This window comes from Stenotrophomonas sp. GD03654, assembly GCF_029845105.1.
GTDB lineage: Bacteria > Pseudomonadota > Gammaproteobacteria > Xanthomonadales > Xanthomonadaceae > Stenotrophomonas > Stenotrophomonas africana.
Genome location: NZ_JAOCLC010000006.1, coordinates 39834 through 62397, shown reverse-complemented (window position 1 = coordinate 62397; position 22564 = coordinate 39834). Strand labels below are relative to the sequence as shown.

Below are 22564 nucleotides of genomic sequence, written 5' to 3'. Positions count from 1 at the left end.
TGGCTGTATCGGCCCGCCACCTTCCAGGAGCGCTTCCGCCATGCCTCATCCCCGACTGCATGCCTTCGAAGGTGAGCAGCTGACCGTGCAGCAGATCCACCAGCGGGTACCGGTGCTGTCCGAGCGGACCATCCGCGACCACCTTGCTGCCGGCCGACGTACCCGCACCGCCATGCTGTGCTTTGACCCGATCGCCGCGGCGGCCCGGGGTGGTCGCATTACCCAGCGCATCCTCCGCGCCCGCAGCCTCGCCGGTCGCGATTCCTGATCCTCCGGCACCTGCCGCATTTCTCCAGGAGTAGATTCCGCATGATTCCCGCCTCCCCCGACAGCGGTCATCGCATGATTGCCGACACACTGGCCGCGTTCCGTGCCGGCCCTGCACTGGGCAGCATCGCCCTGCGGCCGGCACCGCGCGCGCGCGTACCGCTCTACATCGGCATCGCCGGCAGCAAGCGCTCGGGCAAGGACACACTCGCCAATGGGCTGGCATCGGCGTTGGCGCTGCCACGCGACAGCTTCGCGGCCCCACTGCGCCAGTTCGTCGCCTCCCTCCTCGGGCTCTCCCTGCATGAACTGGACCGCCGCAAGGAGGACGCCATCGATTGGCTGGCCGAACTCACCCCGCGCCACCTGATGCAGACCGCCGGTACCGAATGGGGACGTGACCGCGTCCATCCCGAACTGTGGGTACGCTCGCTGTTCGCACGCCTGCCCGAGGGCGGGCTGGTACCCGACGTCCGCTTCGCCAATGAGGCGCGCGCGATCCACCGCCGCGGTGGTGTCGTGATCCGCGTCAACCGCCCGGGCCATTGCAGCAATGACCTTCATGCCAGCGAGCAACCGCTGCCGCATGAACTGGTCGACATCGAAGTCGACAACGTCGGCACCCCGGCCGATCTGGTCCGCAGATCACTGGACCAGCTGCTGTCGCGCGGCCTGATCTGAGCCGGAATCGGGGTCGGCTGTGCGGCCCCGTCCGCTGAACCCACCGCAGGCCACGACCCATCATCGGCGAAAATGATGTAAGGTCATCCCCCATCACCGACGACACCTGTCGTCACCCTGCATCCCCAACCCATTTCGCAATGAGGAAACGCCATGGAGGTCGAACAGTTCACGTCGACGCGCCTGAAGGCCATCGAGTTGTTCAAGTCCCAGCCCAAGGGCAGCAAGGACAACGTGAGCCTGGATGCGATCTTCATCTCGCTGTGCACGCTGGCCACTGCCCGGGCAGGCGCTGGCAGCGCCCAGCAGGCGCGCACCGTGGCCCGCCCGGGCAACCAGCAGCCGCCTGCGCCATGGTTCGTCGAAACCCTTGCGGCCCTGAAGGGCAAGGGCGAGTCGATCACCGTGGCGCGCTTCCTGATGTTCGCCAACCGATTCCCGGTCAAGCGCATGGACCAGGTCAACGCGGCACGCTGGCTGCGCGACGCCGGGTACATCCCCCGCAAGACCGGCGGCAACCTGGTATTCGATCTTTGATCCAGCGCCTCCTGCAGTCCTGAAGCCCCGGCATCGTCCGGGGCTTTTTTTGTTTCTGGCCAGTACACGGCGCATGAGGCCATGCGGGGGAGGCCGTCCTCACCCTGTACCTGCCCCATCCCCTTGATCTGCCTCTATTCCTGCCAAGTGAGGACAACGAGTACGGATGTACAGGAAAACATCAGCGGCCAGTGCAAGCGGATACGGCGCACTGCAAGCAGGCGGGTCGTGCTCCTCACCCGTTCTCGCGCACGGCTGAACGTCTTCAGCGCACCGATATAAAAGTAGATGAAAGGTGTTGACTGCGCGGGCGGGATGGCAACAGTGGAGATCAATGCCACTGAAGACATCCTCCATGAACGCCCTGCCCGACAGTATCCAGACCCTGGCCGAGGTCATCGGCGAATCCGCAGCCCTCACGCTGGTGCGTGCGTGGCCGCCGACCACCTCCAGCACAACCGGCCGTCACCGCGTCATCGTCTACGTCCCCTCCACCCTGCCCGACCAGCATCGGCTGATCGACATCCTTGGCCACGACGCCGCCCGGCGGCTGGTCGCGCACTTCGGCGGCGAACTGTTGTTCCTGGCGTCCTGCTTCGCTGCCGGCGCGCACGAACGCCGTGAGCAGATCGCCCGCGCGGTCGCCAGCGGCATGCCGCGCGACCATGTCGCGCGTGAGTTCGGCGTCTCACAGACCACCATCAAGCGCGCCCTGCGCGGTGCGCGCAGCGCGCCGCCACCGGCAGTGCACCCAGCCCTGCTCAAGGGGTACGCACGCGCATGAACGAGAGCGACCTGCTGGCCGGCGTGCCGGATTGGGCCAAGTATCTGGGCGGGACCTCGGGCGTGCTGATCGCGGTGTCGTTATGGCTGCGCCAGTGGCTGTCGTCAGCCAAGGTCGACCGCACCGCCGACGAAGCCACCAGCAACACCCTGCGCACCCTGCAGGAACAACTCGCCGCCGAACGTACACGCGCCGACGGACTGATGCACGAACGCGAGGCAATGGCCCAGGAGATCGGGCAACTGCGCGGTGAGGTCAGCGCCCTGCGTGCGCAGATCGCCCAGCAGAGCGTACAGATAGACGCCCTGCTGGCCCTGGTGCGCAAGCAACCGGGAGCGGCCGCATGACCGTCGCTGCAGCCAGCGCCCTCGGTGGCACCAACGTCTCTGCGTTCCTGGACATGCTGGCCGTGTCCGAAGGCACCGACATTCCGGGCCAGCGCTCACGTGACCGCGGCTACGACGTCATCGTCGGCGGCCAGCTGTTCACCGACTACCGCGACCATCCCCGCGTGCTGGTGTCGCTGCCGCGCTATGGCATCAAGTCCAGCGCCGCCGGCCGCTACCAGTTCCTGCGCAGCACCTGGGACGACCTGCGCGCACGCCTGGGCCTGCCCGACTTCGGCCCGGTCTCGCAGGACCGTGCGGCGGTCGCCCTGCTGAAACAGTGCGGTGCCTACGAGCTGATCCGGCTGGGACGCTTCGATGCCGCCGTCACCGCAGCTCGGCGCATCTGGGCATCGCTGCCAGGCGCCGGCTACGGGCAGAAGGAGCACGCACTGGAAACACTGCGCGCGGCCTACCGTGCCGCCGGCGGTGCCCTGCAGTGACGCCCGGGGCACTGAGGCTGGGCATCGGACTGCTGGTCCTTGCCGGCAGCCACGCGAGCTGCGCCTGGCTGGGATGGACCTTGCGCGACCGCAGCGCGGAACTTGCCGCTGCCACCACCCGGGCAGCGCAGCAGGCGGCCCACACCGATGCAGCCCAGCGCGCGCACCAGCAGGCCCTCGCCAACAGCGCCGCAGGCGCGCAGGCCGAATCACAGCGCCTGGCCCAGCAGGCCCGCCGCACCGAACAGTTCAACACCCTGCAACGGGACATCGAGACCCATGCCAAGACTCCTGGTCGTGATCGCGGCGACGCTGACGCTGAGTTCGTGCGCATCTGGCGCGAGGCCAACGCCGGCCACACCCTGCCGCGCTGATCTCAGCATCGCACCTGCCCAGCTACTTCCCCCTTCCCGCCTGCCGGACCTGCACGCGGCCAGCGATGACGCGCTGCTGCGCAATCACGTTGCCGTCGCACAGCAGTACCACGCGCTGGCCGACCAGCTGAGTGCGCTGCTGTGCAGTCTCGGCAACCAGCGCGGCATCACCATCAATGGCGCCGCGCCGGCAGCACCTGCCGACTGCAGCAGCAGCGCCACTCCCGCGCACTGAGCCTTCCGGATAAGGCCACGCCTGCAATGCCGCCCCACTGCGGTGATGGCAACACTGGCTGCAGACCGCGCGCGCCTTGCAGCGCTACGCCCTTCTTCCCTTCCCTGCATGAGCTGACATGGCGAACGATCCCTTCCCTCCTACGCTCGATCCGCTGATTGCCGCGATCGAAGCAGCAATCCGCGCACGCTTTCCGGGGTTTGCAAGCGTCGAGTTCCATCGCGACGCCAGCGCTGAGGGGATGCCCCTGCCGGCCTGCCTGCTGGCGATGACCCGCTGTGACCGCAGCAGGGACAACAATGATGGCAGTGGCCTTCTGCAGGCCACGCTGCGCTTCGAAGCACGCATTGCGCTGCCGGCAACCGATGCAACCACAGCGCTGCGGCTGCGCAATGCGGCCCTCGCCCTGGCGACCTGGCTGCACCAGCTCGGCCGCTTTCCCGGCGTTGCCAGCAGCGCGATCGATGTGATCGCGGCATTGCCCGAAGACCCAGCGGCAGCACAGCCGGGCCTGCGCACCTGGATCGTCGAGTGGTCGCTGCCGGTCGCACTGGGCGACAACCCGTGGGACGACGCCGGTGGCGTGGTGCCGCAGGCGTCCTACAGCTTCGCGCCCGAGATCGGCCGCGCCCATGAGCCCCACTACCTGCCGTTGCCGGAGCGCGCACGATGAGCGCCGAACACGCGCGGTTGATCGGCAACCTGCTGATGATCGGTGTGGTACGCGAGCTGGACGAAGCGAACGGGCGCGTTCGCGTCGATGCCGACGGCATGCTTACCGACTGGATTCCCTGGCTGGAGCGCCGCGCGGGGCCGGGCATGCGCAGCTGGTGCACGCCCGAGCCAGGCGAGCAGGTCGTGCTGGCGTGCCCCTATGGCGACCCCGGCCAAGCGCTTGTACTCGGCAGCCTGTACCAGGACCGCTTTCCGCCGCCGGCCGACTCGCGCCTGCGGCAACGCACCGAGTTCGCCGACGGCAGCACCGTCGAGTACGACCAGGAAACCACCACGCTGAGCGTTAACGTCGGCAACGGCAAGGTCATCGTCACCTGTGCAAGCGCGCAGGTGATCGCCAGCGAATCGGTGCTGCTCGACACGCCGTCGCTGAAGGCCACCGGCGATCTGCAGGTGACCGGCGCGATCAGCGCCGGCAAGGACATCACCACACCCGGTGAGATCAAGGCCGGCGCCATCGGCCTGAAGGCACACAAGCACACCGCACAGGGCCCAACCGCCCCGACCACGCCGGCCCAGGCCTGAGCGGCCACGCCTGCAATGCCCTGAAAACCCGCACTCCACGACGATAGAGGCCATGCGAGGAATCGACGCCAACACCGGCAAATCACTGGATGGGCTCGCCCATCTCCACCAGTCCGTGCGTGACATTCTCACCACGCCCCTTGGCTCCCGCGTACTGCGCCGCGAATACGGTTCACGCGTGTTTGAACTGATCGATGCGCCGACCAACCGCTCGCTGCGCATGGACCTGATCGCGGCCACCGTCGACGCGCTCGCGCGATGGGAACCGCGTCTCCACGTCGAGAACATCGACGTCTCCCTCCCCGCCCCCGGCGTGATGATCCTGGCAGTGACCGGAATCCACCTGCCCGACGGCGAGGCCATCACCATCGAAGGAATCGAGGTTCGCTAACCGTGGCATCCGGCTCGTTCACCAGTGTCAATCTGTCCCAGCTGCCTGCCCCGGCGGTCATCGAAGTGCTCGATTTCGAAGCCATGTTCGATGAATCGCTGACCGCGCTGCAGGCCCTGGATCCCACCTTCGACGCGCTGCTGCCGTCGGACCCGGCCTTCAAGATCCTCGAGGTCTGCACCTACCTGCGCCTGCTCGATCGCCAGCGGGTCAACGATGCAGCACGTGGCGTGATGCTGGCCTATGCCGTCGGCAACGATCTGGACCATCTGGCTGCGATCTTCGGCATCGCCCGCCAGGTGCTGGACCCCGGCAAGCCGCAGCAAGGCATCGCACCGCGCTACGAAAGTGACGAGGATTTCCGACGCCGCATCCAGCTGGGGCCGGAAGGCTTCAGTGTGGCTGGGCCGGAGGGTGCCTACATCTTCCACGCGCTGAGCGCCGACGCCCGTGTGCTGGACGCCAGCGCAACCAGTCCCTCCCCTGGCGAGGTAGTGGTTTCTGTGCTCTCACGCGAAGGCGACGGCACCGCTTCCCAGGGTCTGCTCGATATCGTCGACGCAAAGCTGAGTGCGGATGACGTGCGACCACTGACCGATCACGTAGTGGTTAAACCCGCTGCCATCATCAACTACACGGTCGACGCCGCACTTTTCACTTTTGCCGGCCCGGATTCGCAGGTGGTGCTGGCCGAAGCGCGCACCCGCCTTGACCGCTACATCAGCGAATCGCACCGGCTCGGCCGCGACGTCACCCGTTCGGGATTGTTCGCCGCACTGCATGCCGAGGGCGTGCAGCGCGTGGAGATCACCAACCCGGCCAAAGACATCGTGGTTGATCGTACCCAGGCCACGCACTGCACCAGCATCACGCTGACCCATGGCGGCAATGATGAGTGACGCTGCCACCCGCCTGATCGGCGCGCGTCTGAGCGGTGCCATCGATGGGCGAAACCGTACCTTCCGTCACCCCGGTGGTGCACTGGCAACCCTGCAGGCGGTGTACCGCACCGACCAGCAAGGACGGCAGCGGTTGCGCGATGTTGCCATCAGCGGCGCCACGGTCATCCTGTCGGCCGCCCCGGCACCCGGCACGCTGATCGAAGGCGATGCGCAGATCGCGGTTCCGCGTGCTCCCAACCTGCTGCCCCCCAATGCCACCCATGCCGAACGTGGACTGGCGCGCGCCATCGTCGCCCGTCCGCTGCCGGTAGACATCACCGCACTGTGGGACGCCGACCGCTGTCCGACCGCATTGCTGCCCTGGCTGGCCTGGGCCTTGTCCGTTGACGAATGGAAAGCGTATTGGCCGGAGACGGTGAAGCGTGCACGCGTACGCGCCGCGATCGCCATCCAGCGCCGCAAGGGCACCTGGGGCAGCGTGCGCGACGTGGTCGCCGCTTTTGGTGGCTCGATCCTGATCCGCGAATGGTGGGAGATGCAGCCGCAGGGTGCACCGCACACCTTCGAAGCGGTGATGACCATCGCCAACCAGGGCGGCGAGACCGCCACCGCCAAGTTCGTCGACGACGTGATCGGCGAGATCAGCCGGACCAAGCCGGTGCGATCGCACTTCACCTTCACCCAGGGCATGCAGGCCAGCGCCGGTATCGGTGCACTTGTCGGTGCCCAGGGCACCACCTTCCGCCGCATCCAACTGATCGGAGAGTAAACCCCGCATGCGCTTGAAAATCACCGACGCCGGCTTTGCCAAGCTGGTCAATCCACCCAACACCGGCACCAATGCCGTGCTGATCACCGAGATCGGCCTGACGTCCACGGCATTCACGCCGACGGCGGGGCTGACCGCCCTGCCCGGCGAGATCAAGCGGGTCACCACTTTCGGCGGCAAGGCCGTGGGAGATGACACGCTGCACGTCACGATCCGCGACGACAGCGCTACCGCCTACAGCCTGCGCGGCTTCGGCCTGTACCTGGGCGACGGCACGTTGTTTGCAACCTTCGGCCAGACCGATCCCATCATGGAGAAGACCGCAGCCTCGATGCTGCTGCTCTCCACCGATACCCGCTTCAGTGAAGTCGATACCGCGCTGATCGAATTCGGCAATGCCGAATTCATCTATCCCCCTTCCACCACCGAAGTGCAGGGCGTGGTCGAGTTGGCCACTACGACCGAGACCGAAGATGGTGCAGACACCCAGCGTGCGGTGACACCGCGCGGGCTGCGTGCCTTCATCGACAAGCGCTTTGGTGCCAGCGCCCCCACCCAGTTCGTGCGCACGCTGCTGTCGATCGCAACCGATGCCGCGTTCCGTTCCGCCCTGGGGCTGAAATCGGCAGCGTTGAAGGACGAGGGCGCCGACAAGGGCCTGGATGCCGATCTGCTCGATGGCAGGCACGGCAACCATTACCTGGACTGGCGCAACATGACCGGCGTGCCATCCAGCGTGCACGTGCCCGGACAGGTGATTCTGTTCGCCGGTGCCACTGCGCCCAACGGCATGCTGCTGTGCAATGGCGCCGCTGTTCCGCGTTCCAGCTATCCGGCACTGTTCGCCGCCATCGGTACCCGCTACGGCGCCGGTGATGGCGCGACCACCTTCAACCTCCCGGCAATGCAGGAAGGCACGGTGGTCACGCACACGCTGAACCCGGAAGCGGTCGGCAGCTTCACCCAGGGTGAAGTGATCCGCCATGCCCACGGTGCAAGCGCGGCAACGGCAGGCAACCACAGCCACGCCATTTCCGTGGGCGCAGGCGGCGCGCACTCCCACGGTGCCAGCGCCAGTGCCGTCGGTGACCACGCGCACGGTGCATGGACCGACTCGCAGGGCCACCATGCGCATACCGGTGGCACCTCGTGGGCCGGCGACCACCAGCATGGAGGCGTTGTTCCCTCCAATCCTGCCCTCAACGGCTACGGCGTCTATCGCGAACGCGACAACGATGCGCTGTATCCGGACGGCGCCACAGCACCCGCCGGCGGTCACGCCCATAGCTTCAGCACCGACGGCGCAGGCGCACATGGCCACAACATCGGCATGAACGGCGCCGGCGGCCACTCGCACACCATTTCCATCGCCCAGGTCGGTGACCACGGCCATGCCGCCTCGGCCGCCGATGCCGGTGCACACACCCACACCATCGTGGTGGAGAACACCGGTGGCGACCGCAACCTGCCTGCCGGCCTGCGGATGATCTATTGCATCGCGTACTGAGGACATGAGCTTGCCTACTGAACCGCGCTTCGCGCACTCCTACGATCCCGATACCCGCGCCTACATGGGCAAGGTCCGCCTGCAGCCTTCCCCGGACGGTACCTGGAACATGCCCGACTTCACCGTGGACGTCACGCCTCGCCAAACTGCCGGCGAATACCAGGCACTGCGCCTGGCCGATGACGGCTCACGCTGGGAAACGGTGGCCGATTTCCGTAACCACATGCTGTGGGACATACGCACCGCGATGGCGATACCCAATCGCCTTGCGCTGGGCGAGCCGTTGCCCAAGGACGTAACCCTGTCCGAGCCATTCAAGCTGGATGGCACCACCGCGCAATACAACGCGTGGAATGCCAGCCGCCGCGAATGGACATTGCTGCCGGACTACAGCACGCGACCGCTGTGGAACAAGCACGATGCCAGCTTCGCTACTCCCGTTTCCCGTGGGGTCGCGCTGCCGTCATCGGTCACCGATCTGGCACCGCCTGCGGATCGCAGCTACCCGGTCACCTTCGATGAAACCCGTGCCGCCTGGGTGATGGTCACTGCACCCGAACCCGACCCGGCCGCGCAGCCGCAGCCCTGACGTCGGGCCACGGCTGCAATTAATCCAGCCGCGGCCAGATACGAACATGTACCCATGCGGCGCAGATCGCGACCGCAGCACCCACCCAACCAAGGAAAAAACAACGCATGGCCGAATTTCTGCATGGCGTGCAGGTCGTCAACATCGATGGTGGTTCCCGCTCGATCGCTGTTGCCTCGACCAGCGTCATCGGCATTGTGGGCACCGCGCCCCGCGCCGACAAGATCGCCTTCCCGTACAACACTCCGGTCCTGGTGACCTCGCGTTCGCAGGCAGCCAAGCTGCTCGCCAACGCCGCAACCGAAGTCGATGAGGGCACCCTCCCGGGCCAGCTCGACGCCATCTTCGATCAGTCCAACGCGGTCGTCGTCGTCATCCGCGTCGAGAAGGGCGCCACCGAGAACGACACCCTGGCCAACGTGCTGGGCGGCGTGAACGCGCAGACCGGTGCCTACACCGGCGTGCATGCACTGCTGGCGGCAAAGTCGGTAGTGGGCGTCAAGCCACGCATCCTGGCGGTGCCGGGCTTCACCCACACCCACGAAAAGCGCGACACCGAACTGCTGGCCAACCCGGTCGTGGCCGAACTGCTCGGCATCGCCGACAAGCTGCGCGCGGTGATCATCAAGGATGGCCCGAACAGCACCGACGACGCTGCCAAGAGCACCACCGCCCTGACCGGTTCCAAGCGCGTCTACGTGGTCGACCCGTCGCTGCTGGTGCAGTCCGGTGATGCCATCGTCACCCGTTACGCCTCCGGTGCCGTGGCCGGCGCCATCGCCCGCAGTGACAACGAACGCGGCTGGTGGGCATCGCCGTCGAACCTGGAGCTCAACGGCGTGGTCGGTACCGCGCGTGCGATCGACTTCGGCCTGTCCGACGCGACCAGCCGCGCCAACCTGCTGAACCAGTCGAACGTGGCGACCATCATCCGCGAAGGTGGCTTCCGCCTGTGGGGCAACCGTACCGCCAGCAGCGACCAGAAGTGGCAGTTCCTGTGCGTGGTGCGCACGGCCGACATCATTGCTGACAGCCTCGAGGCCGCCCATCTGTGGGCCGTCGACCGCGGCATCAGCAAGACCTACGTCGACGACGTGCGCGAGGGCGTCAACGCCTTCCTGCGCGGCCTGAAGACCCAGGGCGCGATCCTCGGCGGCAACTGCTGGATCGACCCGGAACTGAACGCAGCGGACAGCGTGGCCCAGGGCCGCTTCTTCTGGGACTTCGACTTCACCCCGACCTATCCGGGTGAGCAGCTGACCTTCCGCATGCACATGAACAACAACTACGTCTCGGAGATCTTCTAAGCATGGCGCGCAAGATCCGCAAAAACTTCAACTTCTACGTCGACGGCAAGGGCTATGCCGGCAGCGTGATGTCCTTCACCGCACCGAAGCTGTCGCTGAAGACCGAGGACTTCCAGGCCGGCGGCATGCTCGCCCCGACCGAGATCGTGCTCGGCCATGAAAAGCTCACTGCCGATGTCGAGTTTGCCTCGGACGACGCGGAGATCATGAGCAAGTTCCACGTCGTTGAAAGCAATGAGTACGGCTTCACGGCCCGCGAAGCGCTGGAAGGCGATGACGGCGAAGTGACCCAGGTCGTGCACAACATGCGCGGCAAGGTGAAGCTGCTGGACCGCGGCGAAACCAAGGTCGGCGAGAAGGGCACGATCAAGGTCAGCCTGGCGCTGAGCTACTACAAGCTGACCCATGGCGCCCAGGTCGTGCAGGAAATCGACGTGGTCAACATGATCGCCCGCCAGGGTGGCGTGGACGTGCTGGCCGGCATCCGCGGCGCGCTGGGCATCTGAGCTCGCACCGCACCGAGAAAACCGGGGGCGCCTCGCGCCCCCGCATCCATCGCACCGCATCGAATTCCAGGAACACACCCATGTCCAGCAAGACCAAGACCCCCACCGACACCGTCATCGAGCGCGATGGCTTTGCCGAGATCACCCTCACCCGCCCGCGCCAGGTCAATGGCATGGAGACCGCCGTGCTGCGCATGCGCGAACCGACCGTGGAAGACATGGAGCGCTACCAGGACGACAAGGGCAGTGATGCACAGCGCGAGGTACGGATGATCGCCAACCTGTGCGAGATCTCGCCGGACGACGTGCGCAAGATGCCGTTGCGCGACTACGCCCGACTGCAGGCAGGCGTCGCGCTTTTTACCACCTGACCCTGCCGCAGATCAGGCAGGGAGTGCTCGCCTTGGCCGGTCATACCGGCTGGGGCCTGCGCGAGATCATGACACTGCGGGTGTCGAAGTTCATCTGGTGGATTCAGGGATTGCCGGTACATGGCCAATAACGTTCAAACGACAACGATCACGATCGGCGGCTCGGTATCCAAGTCGCTGAAGGACGCATTGTCCTTCGCCAACGATGGCGTGAAGCGCCTCGGCGATGAAGCCGGCAAGCTGGAGCTCAAGCTCGCCGCGATGCAGAAGTCAGGCACCGCCTACACCCGCATGCGCGCGCAGGCCGATGCGCTGCGCGCCTCACAGGAAGCGCTGGAGCGTGTTGAAGCCAAGCGCACCGCCAACCTGGAGAAACGCGAGAAGCTCGGCGCCTCGTTCAAGGCAGCACGCGGCACACTCGGCACCGCCGTCACCGCACTGGCCAAGCCGGTCGAGAACGCCTCCGGCTTCGCCCGTCAGAACCAGCAGATCGGCGTAGCGGCCAACCTCAGCCGCGCCCAGGTCAGCGCACTTGGCCAGGCGATCCTGGAACAATCGCGCGCGACCAACCAGGGGGCCGACGATCTGCAGCGCTCGATCAAGCTGATGGTCGCTGCCGGCATGGATGCGCAGTCCGCGCAGGCCAGCCTGGGTGCTGTCGGGCGCACGACCACTGTCACTGGTGCCAGCATCGATGACGTTGCCAAGGCGGCCGCAAGCCTGCAGCGCTCGTTCGACATCGATCCTGCACGCATGCAGAACGCATTGGACGTGCTGGTGGTGAACAGCCGGCAGGGCGGCCTGGGCCTGAAGGACATGGCCGAAGTGCTGCCTACCTTGGGTTCGTCGTTCGAAGCGATGAAGCTGCAGGGCACCTCGGCGGCCGCCACCGTCGGCGCCGCCCTGCAGGCGACGCTGGAATCGGCCGGCGGCGCCGACAAGGCCGCCAGCAACATGAAGAGCTTCATGTCCGAGGTGCTCTCGCCGGACATTCAGGAGAAGGCCAAGAAGAGCCTGAACCTGGATCTGCGCAAGATCATCGGCGATGCACAAACCAGCGGCGGCAATCCCTTCGATGCCGCGATGCAGGGGATCATCCAGGCGACTGCGGGCGACCAGAAGAAGATTGGCACCTTGTTCAGCGATGCACAGGCGAAGAACTTCGTCCAGCCGATGATCGAGAACTGGGATACCTATATCCGCATCCGCGACACGGCGTTGAATGGATCGGCGGGTGCCACCGATGCGGCCTATGCCGACGCGATGCAGACCGATCCGCAGAAGATCGAAGGCGCGAAGATCGCCGTGGACAATCTGTCCAAGGCCTTCGGCGCCGCCTTGCTGCCTGCGGTTGGCGAAGCGGCGGTCAAGCTGACCGAACTGCTGAACGGGGTCACCTCGTTCGTGCAGGAAAACCCGAAGCTGATCGCCAACACCACGCAGATCGTGGTCGGCATGCTGGGCATGCGCACGGCGGTACTTGGCGCTCGCTATGCCTGGACCTTCCTGCAGGGCCCGATTCTGGGCGTGCAGAAGGCCTTGCAGCTGTTTCGTGGTGGCAGCCTGTTGGCTCAGATGGGGCGCTTCGGGCCAATGGCCATGCGCCTGGCATCGGGCTTCCGCATCGTCGCCACTGCCGTGGCCGCCATTGGTGGCGGGCCGATCACGATCGCCATCGCAGCGATCACCGCAGGTGCCATCCTGGTGCGCAAATACTGGGAACCGATCAAGGCATTCCTGGGCGGCGTCTGGGAAGGTCTCAGCGGTGCAGGCACCGCGGCAATGGGTGAACTGATGCGTGCGATTGAACCGCTGCGCCCCGCCTGGGAAGTCATGAGTGGGTTGATCGGCCAGGCCTGGGATTGGCTGTCGAAGATGCTTGCACCTGCGCAGTACACCGGCAACGAGCTGTCTCGGGTTGCCCAGATTGGCAGCTTCCTCGGTACCGTTCTGATGGAAGGCCTGAGAATGAACATCCAGCTCATCAGCGGCCTGGTGCAGTACGTGGTCTGGATGGGCAATGTGTACACGACCGTCGCCAGCGCGATCGGTAGCGGGATGAGCATGATGTGGACCGCGATCAAGTCCGGTGCCGAATCCCTGTTCGACTGGCTTGTCCAGAAGCTGGATTTCCTCATGCCCTACGTCGAGAAGCTGATGGGGTTCGTCGAAGGGGGCATGGGCAAGGTCAGTGCACTGGTCGGCAAGGGCCTGGACCTCGGGAAGGAAGTGCTTGCCGGTGGCGCGGAAGCAGTCGGCAACGGCATGGTCGGGTATACCAACATGCGGGCCGGCGGCCGGGGTGGCCTGAATGACGCCGTGGGCCTGGTCGGAGACGTCGCCACGTTGGACGCGGCGGGGGTGCGCAAGCGATGGGGAGGCATCAGTGAGGCCGCTCGCGGTCGCACCGCGCCCGACATGCCATCGCCCTCTCCGCGCGGCGTCACCACCGTGCAGCAACAGCAGACCAACAACATCACCATCCACCAGCAACCCGGTGAGTCCAGCGAATCGGTGGCACGTCGCACGGCCGATGAACTGCAGCGTCGCGACGCGGTTGCTGCCCGTGGTGGCCTGGCAGACAGGAACTAAGCATGAAGCGCGAGTTCGTAACCGCATCCATCGACAAGCTGTTGTCCAGTTTCCAGAGCAACGACTCCGGCAACGCCCCGGTGCTGCTGATGCTGGGTGGCTTCAAGTTCAGCCTCAACACCGCGGTGTTCCAGGAGATCCAGCAGAGCAACGAATATGGCTGGGCTGCGCAGGAGCGCATCGGCCAGATGGCCGCCCTGCAGTACACCGGCCCCGGCAAGGCCAGCATGACGCTGCCCGGCGTCATCCACTATCAGTTCCGGGGTGCCGGCGATGAGCTCTCGCAGCTGCGCAAGCTGGCAGCGCAAGGCAAGCCCCAGCGGCTGCTGACCGGCAAGGGCGGGAACCTGGGGCTTTGGGTCATCGACAAGATCGACGCCACTGCCTCCGGCTTCACCGTCGATGCGGGAATCCAGCGGCACGAATTCACCCTCTCCCTGCGGAAGCACAGTGATGGCACGAACGTATAACACCCGCGACGGCGACGTCGTTGACCGCATCGCGTATGCGCACTATGGCGAGCAATCACCGGCCATTCTGCGCGCGGTGTTCGATGCCAATCCGGGCCTCGCCGCACGTGGCCCGGTGCTGGCTGCAGGCCTGGCGATCACCCTGCCCGAAGTGCAGCGCCCCGCCGGCGAACGCAAGGGGATAGCACTGTGGGACTGAACATCACACCGGCATTCCGCGTGGTGGCCAACAGCCAGGACATCACTGACAAGATCATGCCGCGCTTCAAGTCGCTGCGCATCACCGACGAGACCGACAACAACTCGGACATGCTGGAGCTGCAGCTGGCCGACCATGATCCGTCCGATCCGATCCAGCTGCCGCCGGCAGGCGCGGAGCTGGAAGCCTTCATCGGCTACGACGGCGAAGTACGGCGCATGGGCCTGTACATCTGCGACGAGGTGGAGATTTCCGGCTACCCGGGCAGCATGACCCTGCGTGCCCGCGCGGCGCCGTTCGAGGCCAGCAAGGGCGGCAAGAACGACCTGCAGACACAGAAAACGCGCACCTGGAAGAAGGGCACGACGATCGGTGGCATGGTCCAGCGCATGGCCGCCGAGCACGGACTGAGCGCCGCCGTGAGTGGATCGCTGGCGTCGATCGTGCTGCCGCTGACGGTGCAGTCGCAGGAGTCGGACATGAACCTGCTGCTGCGCCTGGCCAAGCAGCATGATGCCATCGCCAAGCCGGGCGGCGGCCACCTGATGTTCGTCAAACGGGGCGAATCCACCAGTGCCGGCGGCGAGCGCATTCCCGACGTTACCCTTACCCCCGCCGATGGCAGTGGCTACAAAGTGAGCATCGTCTCGCGCGAGAAGACCGGCACCACCATCGCCTATTACCGTGATGTACGCGTTGCCAAGCGCCAGGAGGTGAAGGTGGGCAGCGGTGAACCGATCGTGCGCCTGCGCATGGCCTACGCCGACCGCGAAGCCGCCGAAGCTGCAGCGCGCGCCAAACACCAGGAACAAGCCCGGCAGACGCGTACGCTCAGCTACACCCTGCCCGGCCGCGAGACACTTATGGCCGAAGCCACGGTGGTGATGCAGGGCTTCCGCGATGGCGTGGATGGGCAGTGGCTGGTCAAGCGCGCCGAGCACACCATCAGCCACGACGGCTACATGACCAGCATCGAGTGCGAACAACCCAACAGTGCCGATGCAGTGAAGGCCGCCAGCAGTGCGGCAGCTACCGAAAGTGTGCAGGTTGGCAGCGAGGTGTAGATCCAGGAAGGGTGCGGATGCTGCACTCCCGATCCAGTTGCTGTAACACTGCTACGACCTGCCGACGCTACTCCGTGTATCGGACTGCGTGCAGTTTGGCTTGCTCAGGCATGTAGGTGAAGCGATAGGTCATCACCACGACATTGGTGCGGGACCACAGCCAGCGTCTTCTTTCGTCGCGCACCACCAGCACACCGTCAGCCGGTCGGGATATCCGCACGGTGGGAATATCTTCGAAGGCTGCCTTGACGTTCAACAGGCCCATTCGGGGCGGCAGCTGCTGTTTCGCAAAGCCACTGATGTCCTGCTTCTGAGCACCCTCCGGCGGCGGCATCCTGTGAATGCTGTCCAGCATCTGCTCTGCCTTCATCTGTAACGTCACGATGGGCGGCGCGGTTCGCATGGGGTTGGCTGCCGAGCCTCTGCAGGGTGCCAGCACGCCCCACAGGGCCAAGGCAATGCCCAACGTCCGGAAGATGCTGTTCCCCATGTGACACTCCCTGCTGGCTTGCCTGGCCCATGCGTCCAGGCACGGTATCAGATCACGTACTGCGCCTGGCCGTTCCCGAACGACCAGTTTTCCTTCTTCACTTCCACCAGGTTGATGAACACATCCTCGCGGCGGATGCCCACCGCCGCGTGCAGGCCATCGGCGATGCCGGCGAACAGCGCCTTCTTCTGCTCCAGCGTGCGCCCTTCGTTCCAGGTGATCTGGATGCAGATGAAATCGTCGGTGCGGTCCACGCCCAGGTAGCCGGGATCGTAGATCAACGTACCGGGCGCGTGTTCCTGGAAGATCTGGAAGCGATCATTTTCCGGCACGCCCACCGCGCGCATGGCCTGGTAGATGGTTTCGCCGACGCGTTGCAGGTAGTCGGCGGATTTACCTTTGCGAAGATCGATGCGGGCGAGCGGCATGGTGGCACTCCAGAGTGGATGGGCACTGCAACGGGCTGAGACTACGCCTGCCCGGGGCGGCGGGACAGCGCAGGGATGGAATCTTCTGGCTCCATGCGTGGCATGGTCCCGCCTCCGCCGCGCGGGGTGACGCGATTGCCGGGGCGGCGCCGCTCTGGAGTCGTCTCGTGCACGGTCGGCAGGGGCGGCGATGTGCCGGAAGACCTCGCACGCGAGATCGAGTGCGCCCTGAACGCGCAGAAATTGTCCGCGTAGCTGCCCACTTTCTTCGCCCGTCTCAATGCGATCAACCATGCCGACGGTGATGACGGATAGCCGTGCATCAGCCTCACCCTCGGCGCCAGCAATCACGCTTCGTTGCGCCGCTCGCTATCTGGGCTCGGCGCATTGCTCGATCTGCTGCAGGCCGCCGACCATGCGCGCAACGAAGGCGGCCCTGACGAACAGTTGGGCGCCTTCCATATCGACGGACTGATCGTGGCCGCACGACAGTTGGTGCGCGAGGCACATCATTGCCTCTCCCGCGGCGATGCCTGACCGGCCCGGATGTGCTCCCGCTACAATCCCGCAGGGAGCGCAGGAGACAGCGATGGACGCCGAACACCTGGAGTACTTCAAGGCCGCACTGGAAGGCCGCGCAAGCGTGGGCTGGAACGTCTGGTTCGCCGCCAACCAGCAGGCGCTGGCACAGCAACTGAGCCGCCCTGCACTGCTGCGCCTGAAGTTCAGCACACTGGATGAAGCCGAACGCCTGCTGGCCGAGGCCGGCATCGTGCCCCGCAGCACAGCGGGCAAGCGCTACGAAATGTACTGCGCGCAGTTCTCGGCGGACGTGGTGGACGCGAACGGTCGCCCGCTGCCGGCCATCTGGCGCGCGGCGCACGGCGGTGCCATCGGCCTGCTGGCCGAGGGTGAGCAGGAGGCCGGCCAGGCGAAGCTGCTCGCGGAGTTCCGCCGCGTCCGCAAGCGCGGGCTGCAGCAGGCCCATGAATGGTTGGCCGATCTGTGCTTTGAAGGCGAGATGGAACTGACCAGCGGTAGTGCCAGGGTGGGCCGTAGCCTGCTGGCGGTGGTGGTGCAGGCCGGCAGCGGCCATGACCTGCTGGATGCCACGGCGATGATCGCGCGCGAGCTATTGGACGAACACGGCTGAGACAAGGCCTGTTCCCATTCACAGAAGAAAACCCCTGTGTAAATGAAGGCCAGCAGTGAACTCAGAGAATGGCTGGAACCGCTGTAGCGCAGGACTTTCCGCCCCATCCCCTGCGTGGCCCGCATCGAACAACAAGCTTCATGATCGGAATATCCGGTCAAGCCTTACTCGAAGGCGTTTTCGGGGATGCGAAGAATGCGTAGATCCAGGGATGCTGCAGGTGGTGTAATTTCGCGCTTCAGGAGATTTGAATCTCAGTTCCGCCAGTTGGCTGCCATAGGCACCTGGTTGTGCTTTGCGCTGCCGTTTGGCCTTGGCCTATTACCATCTGCCATCGCGTAGGCCAGGAAACAGTCACATACATCCACACTGACGCCCTTGGCTCCGTCGTCGCCGAAACAGATGCCAATGGGAAAGTGATCAAGCGCTACGACTATGAGCCCTATGGGGCCTTGGTAGGTGGTCAGGCGACAGACGGACCGGGATACACGGGACATGTGAGCGACTCGGCCACCGGGCTGAGCTACATGCAGCAGCGGTACATGGATCCACAGTTGGGGATTTTCCTATCGGTGGACCCGGTAACGGCCTATCAGAAGCCAGTTGAACAGTTCAACCGGTATCGATATGCCAACGGAAACCCTTACAAGTTCACGGATCCTGATGGGCGGGAGAGTGGTGCAGCCTTCAAGGTAGTCAACGACGCCACGAATGGGCAACCGATTACTCCTCCGCCGAGAAATCCAAGCGATAGCCTCGGACCGGCAATTGGTGTCGCGTTAACCGCAATTCTGGCGGCTCCAGTACTCGCAGAGGGTGGTCTGGCCGCAATGGCAAATCCAGGAGCGGTAGCCACTGCGGCAGAGATTGGCGCAGGAGCCGCCGGTGTCACGGGCACTTCTGGCGCAGTGGCGGGAAAGATCACCGGCTACACCAAGCACGGCTTGAATCAGGCGATCTCCCGCGATGGAGGCAGGGGGGTCTCTGCAAAGGCCATACTATCGGCAGTGAAAGAACCCGCGAAGGTTGCCGAGCAGGCCGGCGGCAAGACGGCGTACACAGGGAAGGATGCGAAAGTAGTTTTGAACGGCGAAGGGAAGGTCATAACGGCCTTCCCGAAGAATAGCGAAGGACTGAGAGACCCGAAGGTAAAGTAAAGATGAAGAAGGATATCTCACCCAGCCTGCGCTCGCTGTTGGTTGAAATCGCAGCGAAGCACAATTTGCTCCTACCCGAGAATGGCGTCAGATACCTCGTTGAGCGTGATCGCGAGTCGCTGATTGATGCGTTGCTGGAAGAACTGTCAGAGAGCGGCTTGGGGCCTGACGATGAACCTAATCAACGAGGCATTGAGATCGAAGAAATCATTGACTTCGTCGGCCCCGTCGTTGATCGGCCCGATGCGTCGGGTGACTGAAGGCACGTTGATGCGGGCACGGCCTGATTGACGCACGGCGAAGATCAAGCGCGCCGCTGGAAGAACACGGCTGAGACGGAGCGCGCATTCGGCTGATCCTGCTGGATCGCAGGTAACAAAAAAGCCTCCATTGCTGGAGGCTTTTTTCGTTCTGCAACATGGTGGGCGGTACAGGGATCGAACCTGTGACCCTTGCCGTGTGAAGGCAATGCTCTACCGCTGAGCTAACCGCCCGGTGTGTTGCTGAGCCGCTCATTATAGGGGCTTTTCAGAGGCCGTCAACAGTTTTTCACATTCGTGTTCACGGCTGTCTTCGGGCAACGGCAGCCGAGCATGGCTCGGCTCTACAGGACCGTGCCGCGCCGCTTCACATCGTATGGGTCGGCTTGTCCGAGCCGGTCAGGCCGGCCAGCAGGGTCTCGATCTTGTGGCGCACGCCCTCGCCTTCGGTACCATCGGCCAGCTGCACGCCGATGCCGGCGGTGCGGTTGCCCTGCGCGCCGGCCGGAGTCACCCAGATCACCTTGCCGGCCACCGGCAGGCGCTCGCTGGAATCGGGCAGGGTCAGCAGCAGGAACACCTCGTCGCCCAGGAAATAGCGCTTGGGCGTGGGCACGAAGATGCCGCCGTTCTTCACGAACGGCATGTACGCGCTGTACAGCGCGGCTTTGTCCTTCACAGCCAGGGACAGGATGCCCTGGCGGGCGTTGCTGGCACTCATCGATTTCCCCTTGCGGCAGGCCGCTCGTTCACCTTGTTCCAGGCCAGCAGCAACTCGACCACCGCAAGGTCTGCACGCACCGTGGTGCGCAGCAGGTCGCGGGTGCGGTTGGCCGCATCGAACCAGGCTGCAAGCTTGTGCAATCGCTCCGGCGTGGTCAAGGCATCGGTGCTGGCCTGGGCCAGCGCCAGGTCTGCGGCAAAGCGAAGGCGCAGCGCCGCGTTGTCATCACCGCACCACTTCTGCGCCAGCTCCACCGCACCGGCCTTGCCGGCGGCCAGCTGCTCCAGATCTCGACCGACTTCGCGGCGCAGGCTCAGGCCGTCTTCGCGCAGCCAGTTGTCGGCCTGGCCGGGATGGCCGCGCGCAGCCTCCAGCGCTTCGCGCGCCGATGCTTCGCTGTGGCCCTGCTGCTGCAGCCAGGCCAGCGCTTCGTGCTGCGGCGGCAGCTTGAATTCAAGGCGCTGGCAGCGGCTGCGGATGGTCTGCGGCAGGCGTGCCGGGTCGCTGCTGATCAACCACAGGTAGCGGCCGGGCTGCGGCTCTTCCAGTGTCTTCAGCAGCGCATTGGCGGCCGAGCGGTTGATCGCATCGGCCGGGTCGACGATCACCACCTGCGCCACGCCGTACTGCGGGGTCAGCGCCAGCTTGTCGGTGATCTCACGCACCTGCTCGATGACGATCTCGGTGCGCAGCTTGTCGCCGCTCTTGTTCGGAATGAAGCTGACCAGCTGCAGGTCCGGATGGGTACCGGCGGCGATCAGCTGGCGCGTGCGCGTGGCATGCGCGGCATCACCGCGCGCCAGCACGTGGTCGGCCAGCGCCAGTGCCACCTCGCGCTTGCCAAGCCCAGACGGGCCGCAGATCAGCAGGCCATGACCGAGCCGACCGGCATCGAGCGCGGCGACCGTCTGATCGAACGCGCGCTGCTGCCACGGCGAGAAACGGCTCATGCGCTCTCCCCGTCCTGCAGCCAGTGCTCGACACGCGCGACCACATCAGCGGCGACGCGTTCCTGCACCTGGCCAGCGTCGATCAGGGCGAACCGCTGCGGGTCCTGCTGTGCGCGGCCGCGGAACACTTCGCGCACGCGCTGGAAGAAATCGTCCTGCTCGCTCTCGATGCGGTCCGGCCACAGGTCACGGCCATTGGCGCGTGCGCGGCCTACTGCCACGTCCACGTCCAGCAGCAGGGTCAGGCCCGGCAGCAGGCCCACCGCGCGGCGTTCCAGGTCGGCAATCCACTGCGGATCAAGGCCACGGCCCCCCCCCTGGTAGGCGTAGCTGGAATCGGTGAAGCGATCGCTCAGCACATAGGCACCGCGCTGCAGCGCCGGCTGGATCACCTGGCGCACATGCTGCGCGCGTGCAGCGAACACCAGCAGCAGCTCGGCTTCGGCGCTGAGCGGTTCGGCGGCGATCTCGGCATCGGGCTTCAGCACCAGGCCGCGGATACGCTCGGCCAGCGGCGTACCGCCCGGTTCGCGGGTGAGTACCACCTCATGACCGTGGCTGCGCAGGCAGTCACGGATGGCATTGATGGCGGTGGTCTTGCCCGCGCCCTCGCCGCCTTCCAGGCTGACGAAACGCGGGTGGCGAAGCAGCGCGGGACTCATTGCGCCGGGGTCTCCTGGGTACGTTGCTGGCGCAGCTGCTGCAGGTAGCGGGCCACTGCGGCGTTGTGCTGGTCCAGGCTGGGCGAGAACACGTGCGCGCCACTGCCATCGCCCACGGCGACGAAGTACAGCGCGTCGCCCGCTGCGGGTTGCGCGGCCGCCATCAGCGCATCGCGGCTGGGCATGGCGATCGGGGTCGGGGTCAGGCCGGCACGGGTATAGGTGTTGTACGGCGTATCGGTGGTCAGGTCGCGGCGGCGGATGTTGCCGTCATACGCCGCACCGATGCCGTAGATCACGGTTGGGTCGGTCTGCAGGCGCATGCCGATCTTCAGGCGGCGCATGAACACGCCGGCAATCTGCGGACGCTCAGTGGCCAGCGCGGTTTCCTTCTCGATGATCGACGCCATCGTCAGCAGTTCGTACGGCGTGTTGATCGGCAGGTCCGGCGCACGGCTTTCCCAGGCTTCATCCAGCGCCTTTTCCATTGCGGCGTAGGCGCGCTTGAGCACGTCCAGATCGCTGTCGCCACGCTGGTAGACGTAGGTCTCCGGCAGGAAGCGGCCTTCCGGATGCTGGCCACCAAACCCGAGACGCTGCATGAGCGCGGCGTCATCGAGGCTGTCGGTGGTGTGCAGCAACGGCTCGGCGCGCTTGAGCGCGGCACGCAGCTGGCGGATGTTCCAACCCTCCACGATGGTGACCCGGTGCTGCAGCACCTTGCCGGCGCGCATGCGCAGCAGCAGCTCGCGCGGGGTCAGCTCGCCACTGAGCGCGTACTCGCCCACTTTCAGCTTGCCGGCGGCATCAAGCTGGCGCGCCAGCAGCTGCCACTGCGCGTCCTGGCCCTCGTCCACGCCGGCCTCGCGCAGCTTGCGCAGCACCGTGTTCATGCCATCGCCACTGGCGATGACCATGCTCTCGGCGGACGGGGTGATCGGGGCATCGGCGAACCGGGTCTGCTGGTAGAAGAACCACGCGCCCGCGCCGGCCACGACGGCGGCCAGCACCACCACCAGCGTTACCACGAACAGACACCCGCGCTTGGCTCCCGCCATGGACTACCTCTGAACTCGATTCCGTCGTGCAGGATACCGTGCCGGTGG

Annotated in this window: 33 protein-coding genes and 1 tRNA gene; 26 read left to right on the top strand and 8 right to left on the bottom strand. The window is 65.5% G+C overall.

What is annotated here, in order from left to right:
* Positions 1-40: 40 nt before the first annotated feature.
* The 3 genes from N5J73_RS04075 to N5J73_RS04065 all read left to right on the top strand — a co-directional run bounded on the left by N5J73_RS04075 (position 41) and on the right by N5J73_RS04065 (position 1485).
* Positions 41-268 carry a hypothetical protein gene (locus tag N5J73_RS04075; protein WP_012510243.1) on the top strand — a complete coding sequence of 76 codons (228 nt, stop codon included), beginning with the start codon at positions 41-43 and terminating at the stop codon, positions 266-268.
* A gap of 41 nt (positions 269-309) precedes the next feature.
* A complete protein-coding gene (locus N5J73_RS04070; protein ID WP_049444119.1) occupies positions 310-948 on the top strand; it encodes a hypothetical protein in 639 nt (212 codons plus the stop codon).
* A 153-nt stretch (positions 949-1101) separates the two neighbouring features.
* Positions 1102-1485: a hypothetical protein gene (locus tag N5J73_RS04065; RefSeq protein ID WP_049444117.1), complete on the top strand. Its 384-nt coding sequence runs from the start codon at positions 1102-1104 to the stop codon at positions 1483-1485.
* 134 nt (positions 1486-1619) lie between these two features.
* Here N5J73_RS04065 and N5J73_RS04060 read toward each other — a convergent pair whose 3' ends face one another.
* On the bottom strand, positions 1620-1826 hold the full coding sequence (locus N5J73_RS04060; protein ID WP_162492319.1) for a hypothetical protein: 207 nt from the start codon (positions 1824-1826) through the stop codon (positions 1620-1622).
* Between the two features lie 14 nt (positions 1827-1840).
* On the opposite strand from N5J73_RS04060, the gene N5J73_RS04055 reads away from it, so the two are divergent.
* From N5J73_RS04055 to N5J73_RS03965, 19 genes are all read left to right on the top strand, one after another.
* Complete coding sequence (locus tag N5J73_RS04055; RefSeq protein ID WP_226053629.1) at positions 1841-2269, top strand: helix-turn-helix domain-containing protein; 429 nt, start codon at positions 1841-1843, stop codon at positions 2267-2269.
* A complete protein-coding gene (locus N5J73_RS04050; protein WP_043033662.1) occupies positions 2266-2616 on the top strand; it encodes a hypothetical protein in 351 nt (116 codons plus the stop codon). The genes N5J73_RS04055 and N5J73_RS04050 overlap by 4 nt, the downstream gene beginning before the upstream one ends.
* Positions 2613-3098 (top strand): glycoside hydrolase family 104 protein, encoded by a 486-nt coding sequence (locus N5J73_RS04045; protein WP_049444110.1) that lies wholly within the window; start codon positions 2613-2615, stop codon positions 3096-3098. The genes N5J73_RS04050 and N5J73_RS04045 overlap by 4 nt, the downstream gene beginning before the upstream one ends.
* 80 nt (positions 3099-3178) lie before the next feature.
* Positions 3179-3472 carry a hypothetical protein gene (locus N5J73_RS04040; RefSeq protein ID WP_239508848.1) on the top strand — a complete coding sequence of 98 codons (294 nt, stop codon included), beginning with the start codon at positions 3179-3181 and terminating at the stop codon, positions 3470-3472.
* The gene (locus N5J73_RS04035) at positions 3378-3707 is read left to right on the top strand and encodes a hypothetical protein (protein WP_154348604.1); all 330 of its coding nucleotides are present in this window, start codon (positions 3378-3380) and stop codon (positions 3705-3707) included. Before N5J73_RS04040 ends, N5J73_RS04035 begins: the two co-directional genes overlap by 95 nt.
* Before the next feature lie 118 nt (positions 3708-3825).
* Complete coding sequence (locus tag N5J73_RS04030; RefSeq protein WP_049444106.1) at positions 3826-4380, top strand: hypothetical protein; 555 nt, start codon at positions 3826-3828, stop codon at positions 4378-4380.
* On the top strand, positions 4377-4967 hold the full coding sequence (locus N5J73_RS04025) for a phage baseplate assembly protein V (protein ID WP_049444105.1): 591 nt from the start codon (positions 4377-4379) through the stop codon (positions 4965-4967). Before N5J73_RS04030 ends, N5J73_RS04025 begins: the two co-directional genes overlap by 4 nt.
* Positions 4968-5019: 52 nt before the next feature.
* Positions 5020-5358 carry a GPW/gp25 family protein gene (locus N5J73_RS04020; protein WP_049444104.1) on the top strand — a complete coding sequence of 113 codons (339 nt, stop codon included), beginning with the start codon at positions 5020-5022 and terminating at the stop codon, positions 5356-5358.
* A 2-nt stretch (positions 5359-5360) separates the two neighbouring features.
* Complete coding sequence (locus tag N5J73_RS04015; RefSeq protein ID WP_049444103.1) at positions 5361-6257, top strand: baseplate J/gp47 family protein; 897 nt, start codon at positions 5361-5363, stop codon at positions 6255-6257.
* A complete protein-coding gene (locus N5J73_RS04010) occupies positions 6250-7029 on the top strand; it encodes a phage tail protein I (protein WP_049444102.1) in 780 nt (259 codons plus the stop codon). The genes N5J73_RS04015 and N5J73_RS04010 overlap by 8 nt, the downstream gene beginning before the upstream one ends.
* Positions 7030-7036: 7 nt before the next feature.
* On the top strand, positions 7037-8536 hold the full coding sequence (locus N5J73_RS04005; RefSeq protein ID WP_049444100.1) for a tail fiber protein: 1500 nt from the start codon (positions 7037-7039) through the stop codon (positions 8534-8536).
* A gap of 4 nt (positions 8537-8540) precedes the next feature.
* Positions 8541-9125, top strand: a complete 585-nt coding sequence (locus tag N5J73_RS04000; RefSeq protein WP_049444098.1) for a hypothetical protein — start codon at positions 8541-8543, stop codon at positions 9123-9125.
* 107 nt (positions 9126-9232) lie between these two features.
* The gene (locus N5J73_RS03995; protein WP_049444096.1) at positions 9233-10432 is read left to right on the top strand and encodes a phage tail sheath C-terminal domain-containing protein; all 1200 of its coding nucleotides are present in this window, start codon (positions 9233-9235) and stop codon (positions 10430-10432) included.
* Between the two features lie 2 nt (positions 10433-10434).
* Positions 10435-10938, top strand: a complete 504-nt coding sequence (locus N5J73_RS03990; RefSeq protein ID WP_049444095.1) for a phage major tail tube protein — start codon at positions 10435-10437, stop codon at positions 10936-10938.
* An 80-nt stretch (positions 10939-11018) separates the two neighbouring features.
* Entirely contained in the window at positions 11019-11309 is a 291-nt protein-coding gene (locus tag N5J73_RS03985) for a phage tail assembly protein (RefSeq protein WP_005412456.1), read from the top strand.
* A gap of 120 nt (positions 11310-11429) precedes the next feature.
* Positions 11430-13901, top strand: a complete 2472-nt coding sequence (locus tag N5J73_RS03980) for a phage tail tape measure protein (RefSeq protein ID WP_049444093.1) — start codon at positions 11430-11432, stop codon at positions 13899-13901.
* Positions 13902-13903: 2 nt separating this feature from the next.
* Complete coding sequence (locus N5J73_RS03975) at positions 13904-14371, top strand: phage tail protein (protein WP_049444091.1); 468 nt, start codon at positions 13904-13906, stop codon at positions 14369-14371.
* Positions 14355-14570 carry a tail protein X gene (locus tag N5J73_RS03970; RefSeq protein WP_049444089.1) on the top strand — a complete coding sequence of 72 codons (216 nt, stop codon included), beginning with the start codon at positions 14355-14357 and terminating at the stop codon, positions 14568-14570. Before N5J73_RS03975 ends, N5J73_RS03970 begins: the two co-directional genes overlap by 17 nt.
* Positions 14561-15634: a contractile injection system protein, VgrG/Pvc8 family gene (locus N5J73_RS03965; protein WP_049444088.1), complete on the top strand. Its 1074-nt coding sequence runs from the start codon at positions 14561-14563 to the stop codon at positions 15632-15634. The genes N5J73_RS03970 and N5J73_RS03965 overlap by 10 nt, the downstream gene beginning before the upstream one ends.
* 67 nt (positions 15635-15701) lie before the next feature.
* Here N5J73_RS03965 and N5J73_RS03960 read toward each other — a convergent pair whose 3' ends face one another.
* Entirely contained in the window at positions 15702-16124 is a 423-nt protein-coding gene (locus tag N5J73_RS03960) for a hypothetical protein (protein WP_049444087.1), read from the bottom strand.
* Positions 16125-16171: 47 nt separating this feature from the next.
* Positions 16172-16552 (bottom strand): tautomerase family protein, encoded by a 381-nt coding sequence (locus tag N5J73_RS03955; protein ID WP_049444086.1) that lies wholly within the window; start codon positions 16550-16552, stop codon positions 16172-16174.
* A 387-nt stretch (positions 16553-16939) separates the two neighbouring features.
* Here N5J73_RS03955 and N5J73_RS03950 point away from each other — a divergent pair, with 387 nt between their 5' ends.
* From N5J73_RS03950 to N5J73_RS03935, 4 genes are all read left to right on the top strand, one after another.
* Complete coding sequence (locus N5J73_RS03950) at positions 16940-17089, top strand: hypothetical protein (protein ID WP_226053627.1); 150 nt, start codon at positions 16940-16942, stop codon at positions 17087-17089.
* A 52-nt stretch (positions 17090-17141) separates the two neighbouring features.
* Positions 17142-17705: a hypothetical protein gene (locus N5J73_RS03945; RefSeq protein ID WP_049444085.1), complete on the top strand. Its 564-nt coding sequence runs from the start codon at positions 17142-17144 to the stop codon at positions 17703-17705.
* A gap of 416 nt (positions 17706-18121) precedes the next feature.
* The gene (locus N5J73_RS03940; RefSeq protein ID WP_239508847.1) at positions 18122-18862 is read left to right on the top strand and encodes an RHS repeat-associated core domain-containing protein; all 741 of its coding nucleotides are present in this window, start codon (positions 18122-18124) and stop codon (positions 18860-18862) included.
* Between the two features lie 2 nt (positions 18863-18864).
* Positions 18865-19122 carry a hypothetical protein gene (locus tag N5J73_RS03935; protein ID WP_021202623.1) on the top strand — a complete coding sequence of 86 codons (258 nt, stop codon included), beginning with the start codon at positions 18865-18867 and terminating at the stop codon, positions 19120-19122.
* Positions 19123-19281: 159 nt separating this feature from the next.
* Here N5J73_RS03935 and N5J73_RS03930 read toward each other — a convergent pair.
* From N5J73_RS03930 to mltG, 5 genes are all read right to left on the bottom strand, one after another.
* Positions 19282-19356 (bottom strand) — tRNA-Val (locus tag N5J73_RS03930).
* Positions 19357-19489: 133 nt separating this feature from the next.
* Complete coding sequence (locus N5J73_RS03925; protein ID WP_049444084.1) at positions 19490-19843, bottom strand: PilZ domain-containing protein; 354 nt, start codon at positions 19841-19843, stop codon at positions 19490-19492.
* Positions 19840-20796 (bottom strand): DNA polymerase III subunit delta', encoded by a 957-nt coding sequence (locus tag N5J73_RS03920; protein WP_049444083.1) that lies wholly within the window; start codon positions 20794-20796, stop codon positions 19840-19842. Before N5J73_RS03920 ends, N5J73_RS03925 begins: the two co-directional genes overlap by 4 nt.
* Positions 20793-21458, bottom strand: a complete 666-nt coding sequence (gene tmk, locus N5J73_RS03915; RefSeq protein ID WP_049444079.1) for a dTMP kinase — start codon at positions 21456-21458, stop codon at positions 20793-20795. Before tmk ends, N5J73_RS03920 begins: the two co-directional genes overlap by 4 nt.
* The gene (mltG, locus tag N5J73_RS03910) at positions 21455-22516 is read right to left on the bottom strand and encodes an endolytic transglycosylase MltG (protein WP_049444077.1); all 1062 of its coding nucleotides are present in this window, start codon (positions 22514-22516) and stop codon (positions 21455-21457) included. Before mltG ends, tmk begins: the two co-directional genes overlap by 4 nt.
* Between the last annotated feature and the right edge of the window lie 48 nt (positions 22517-22564).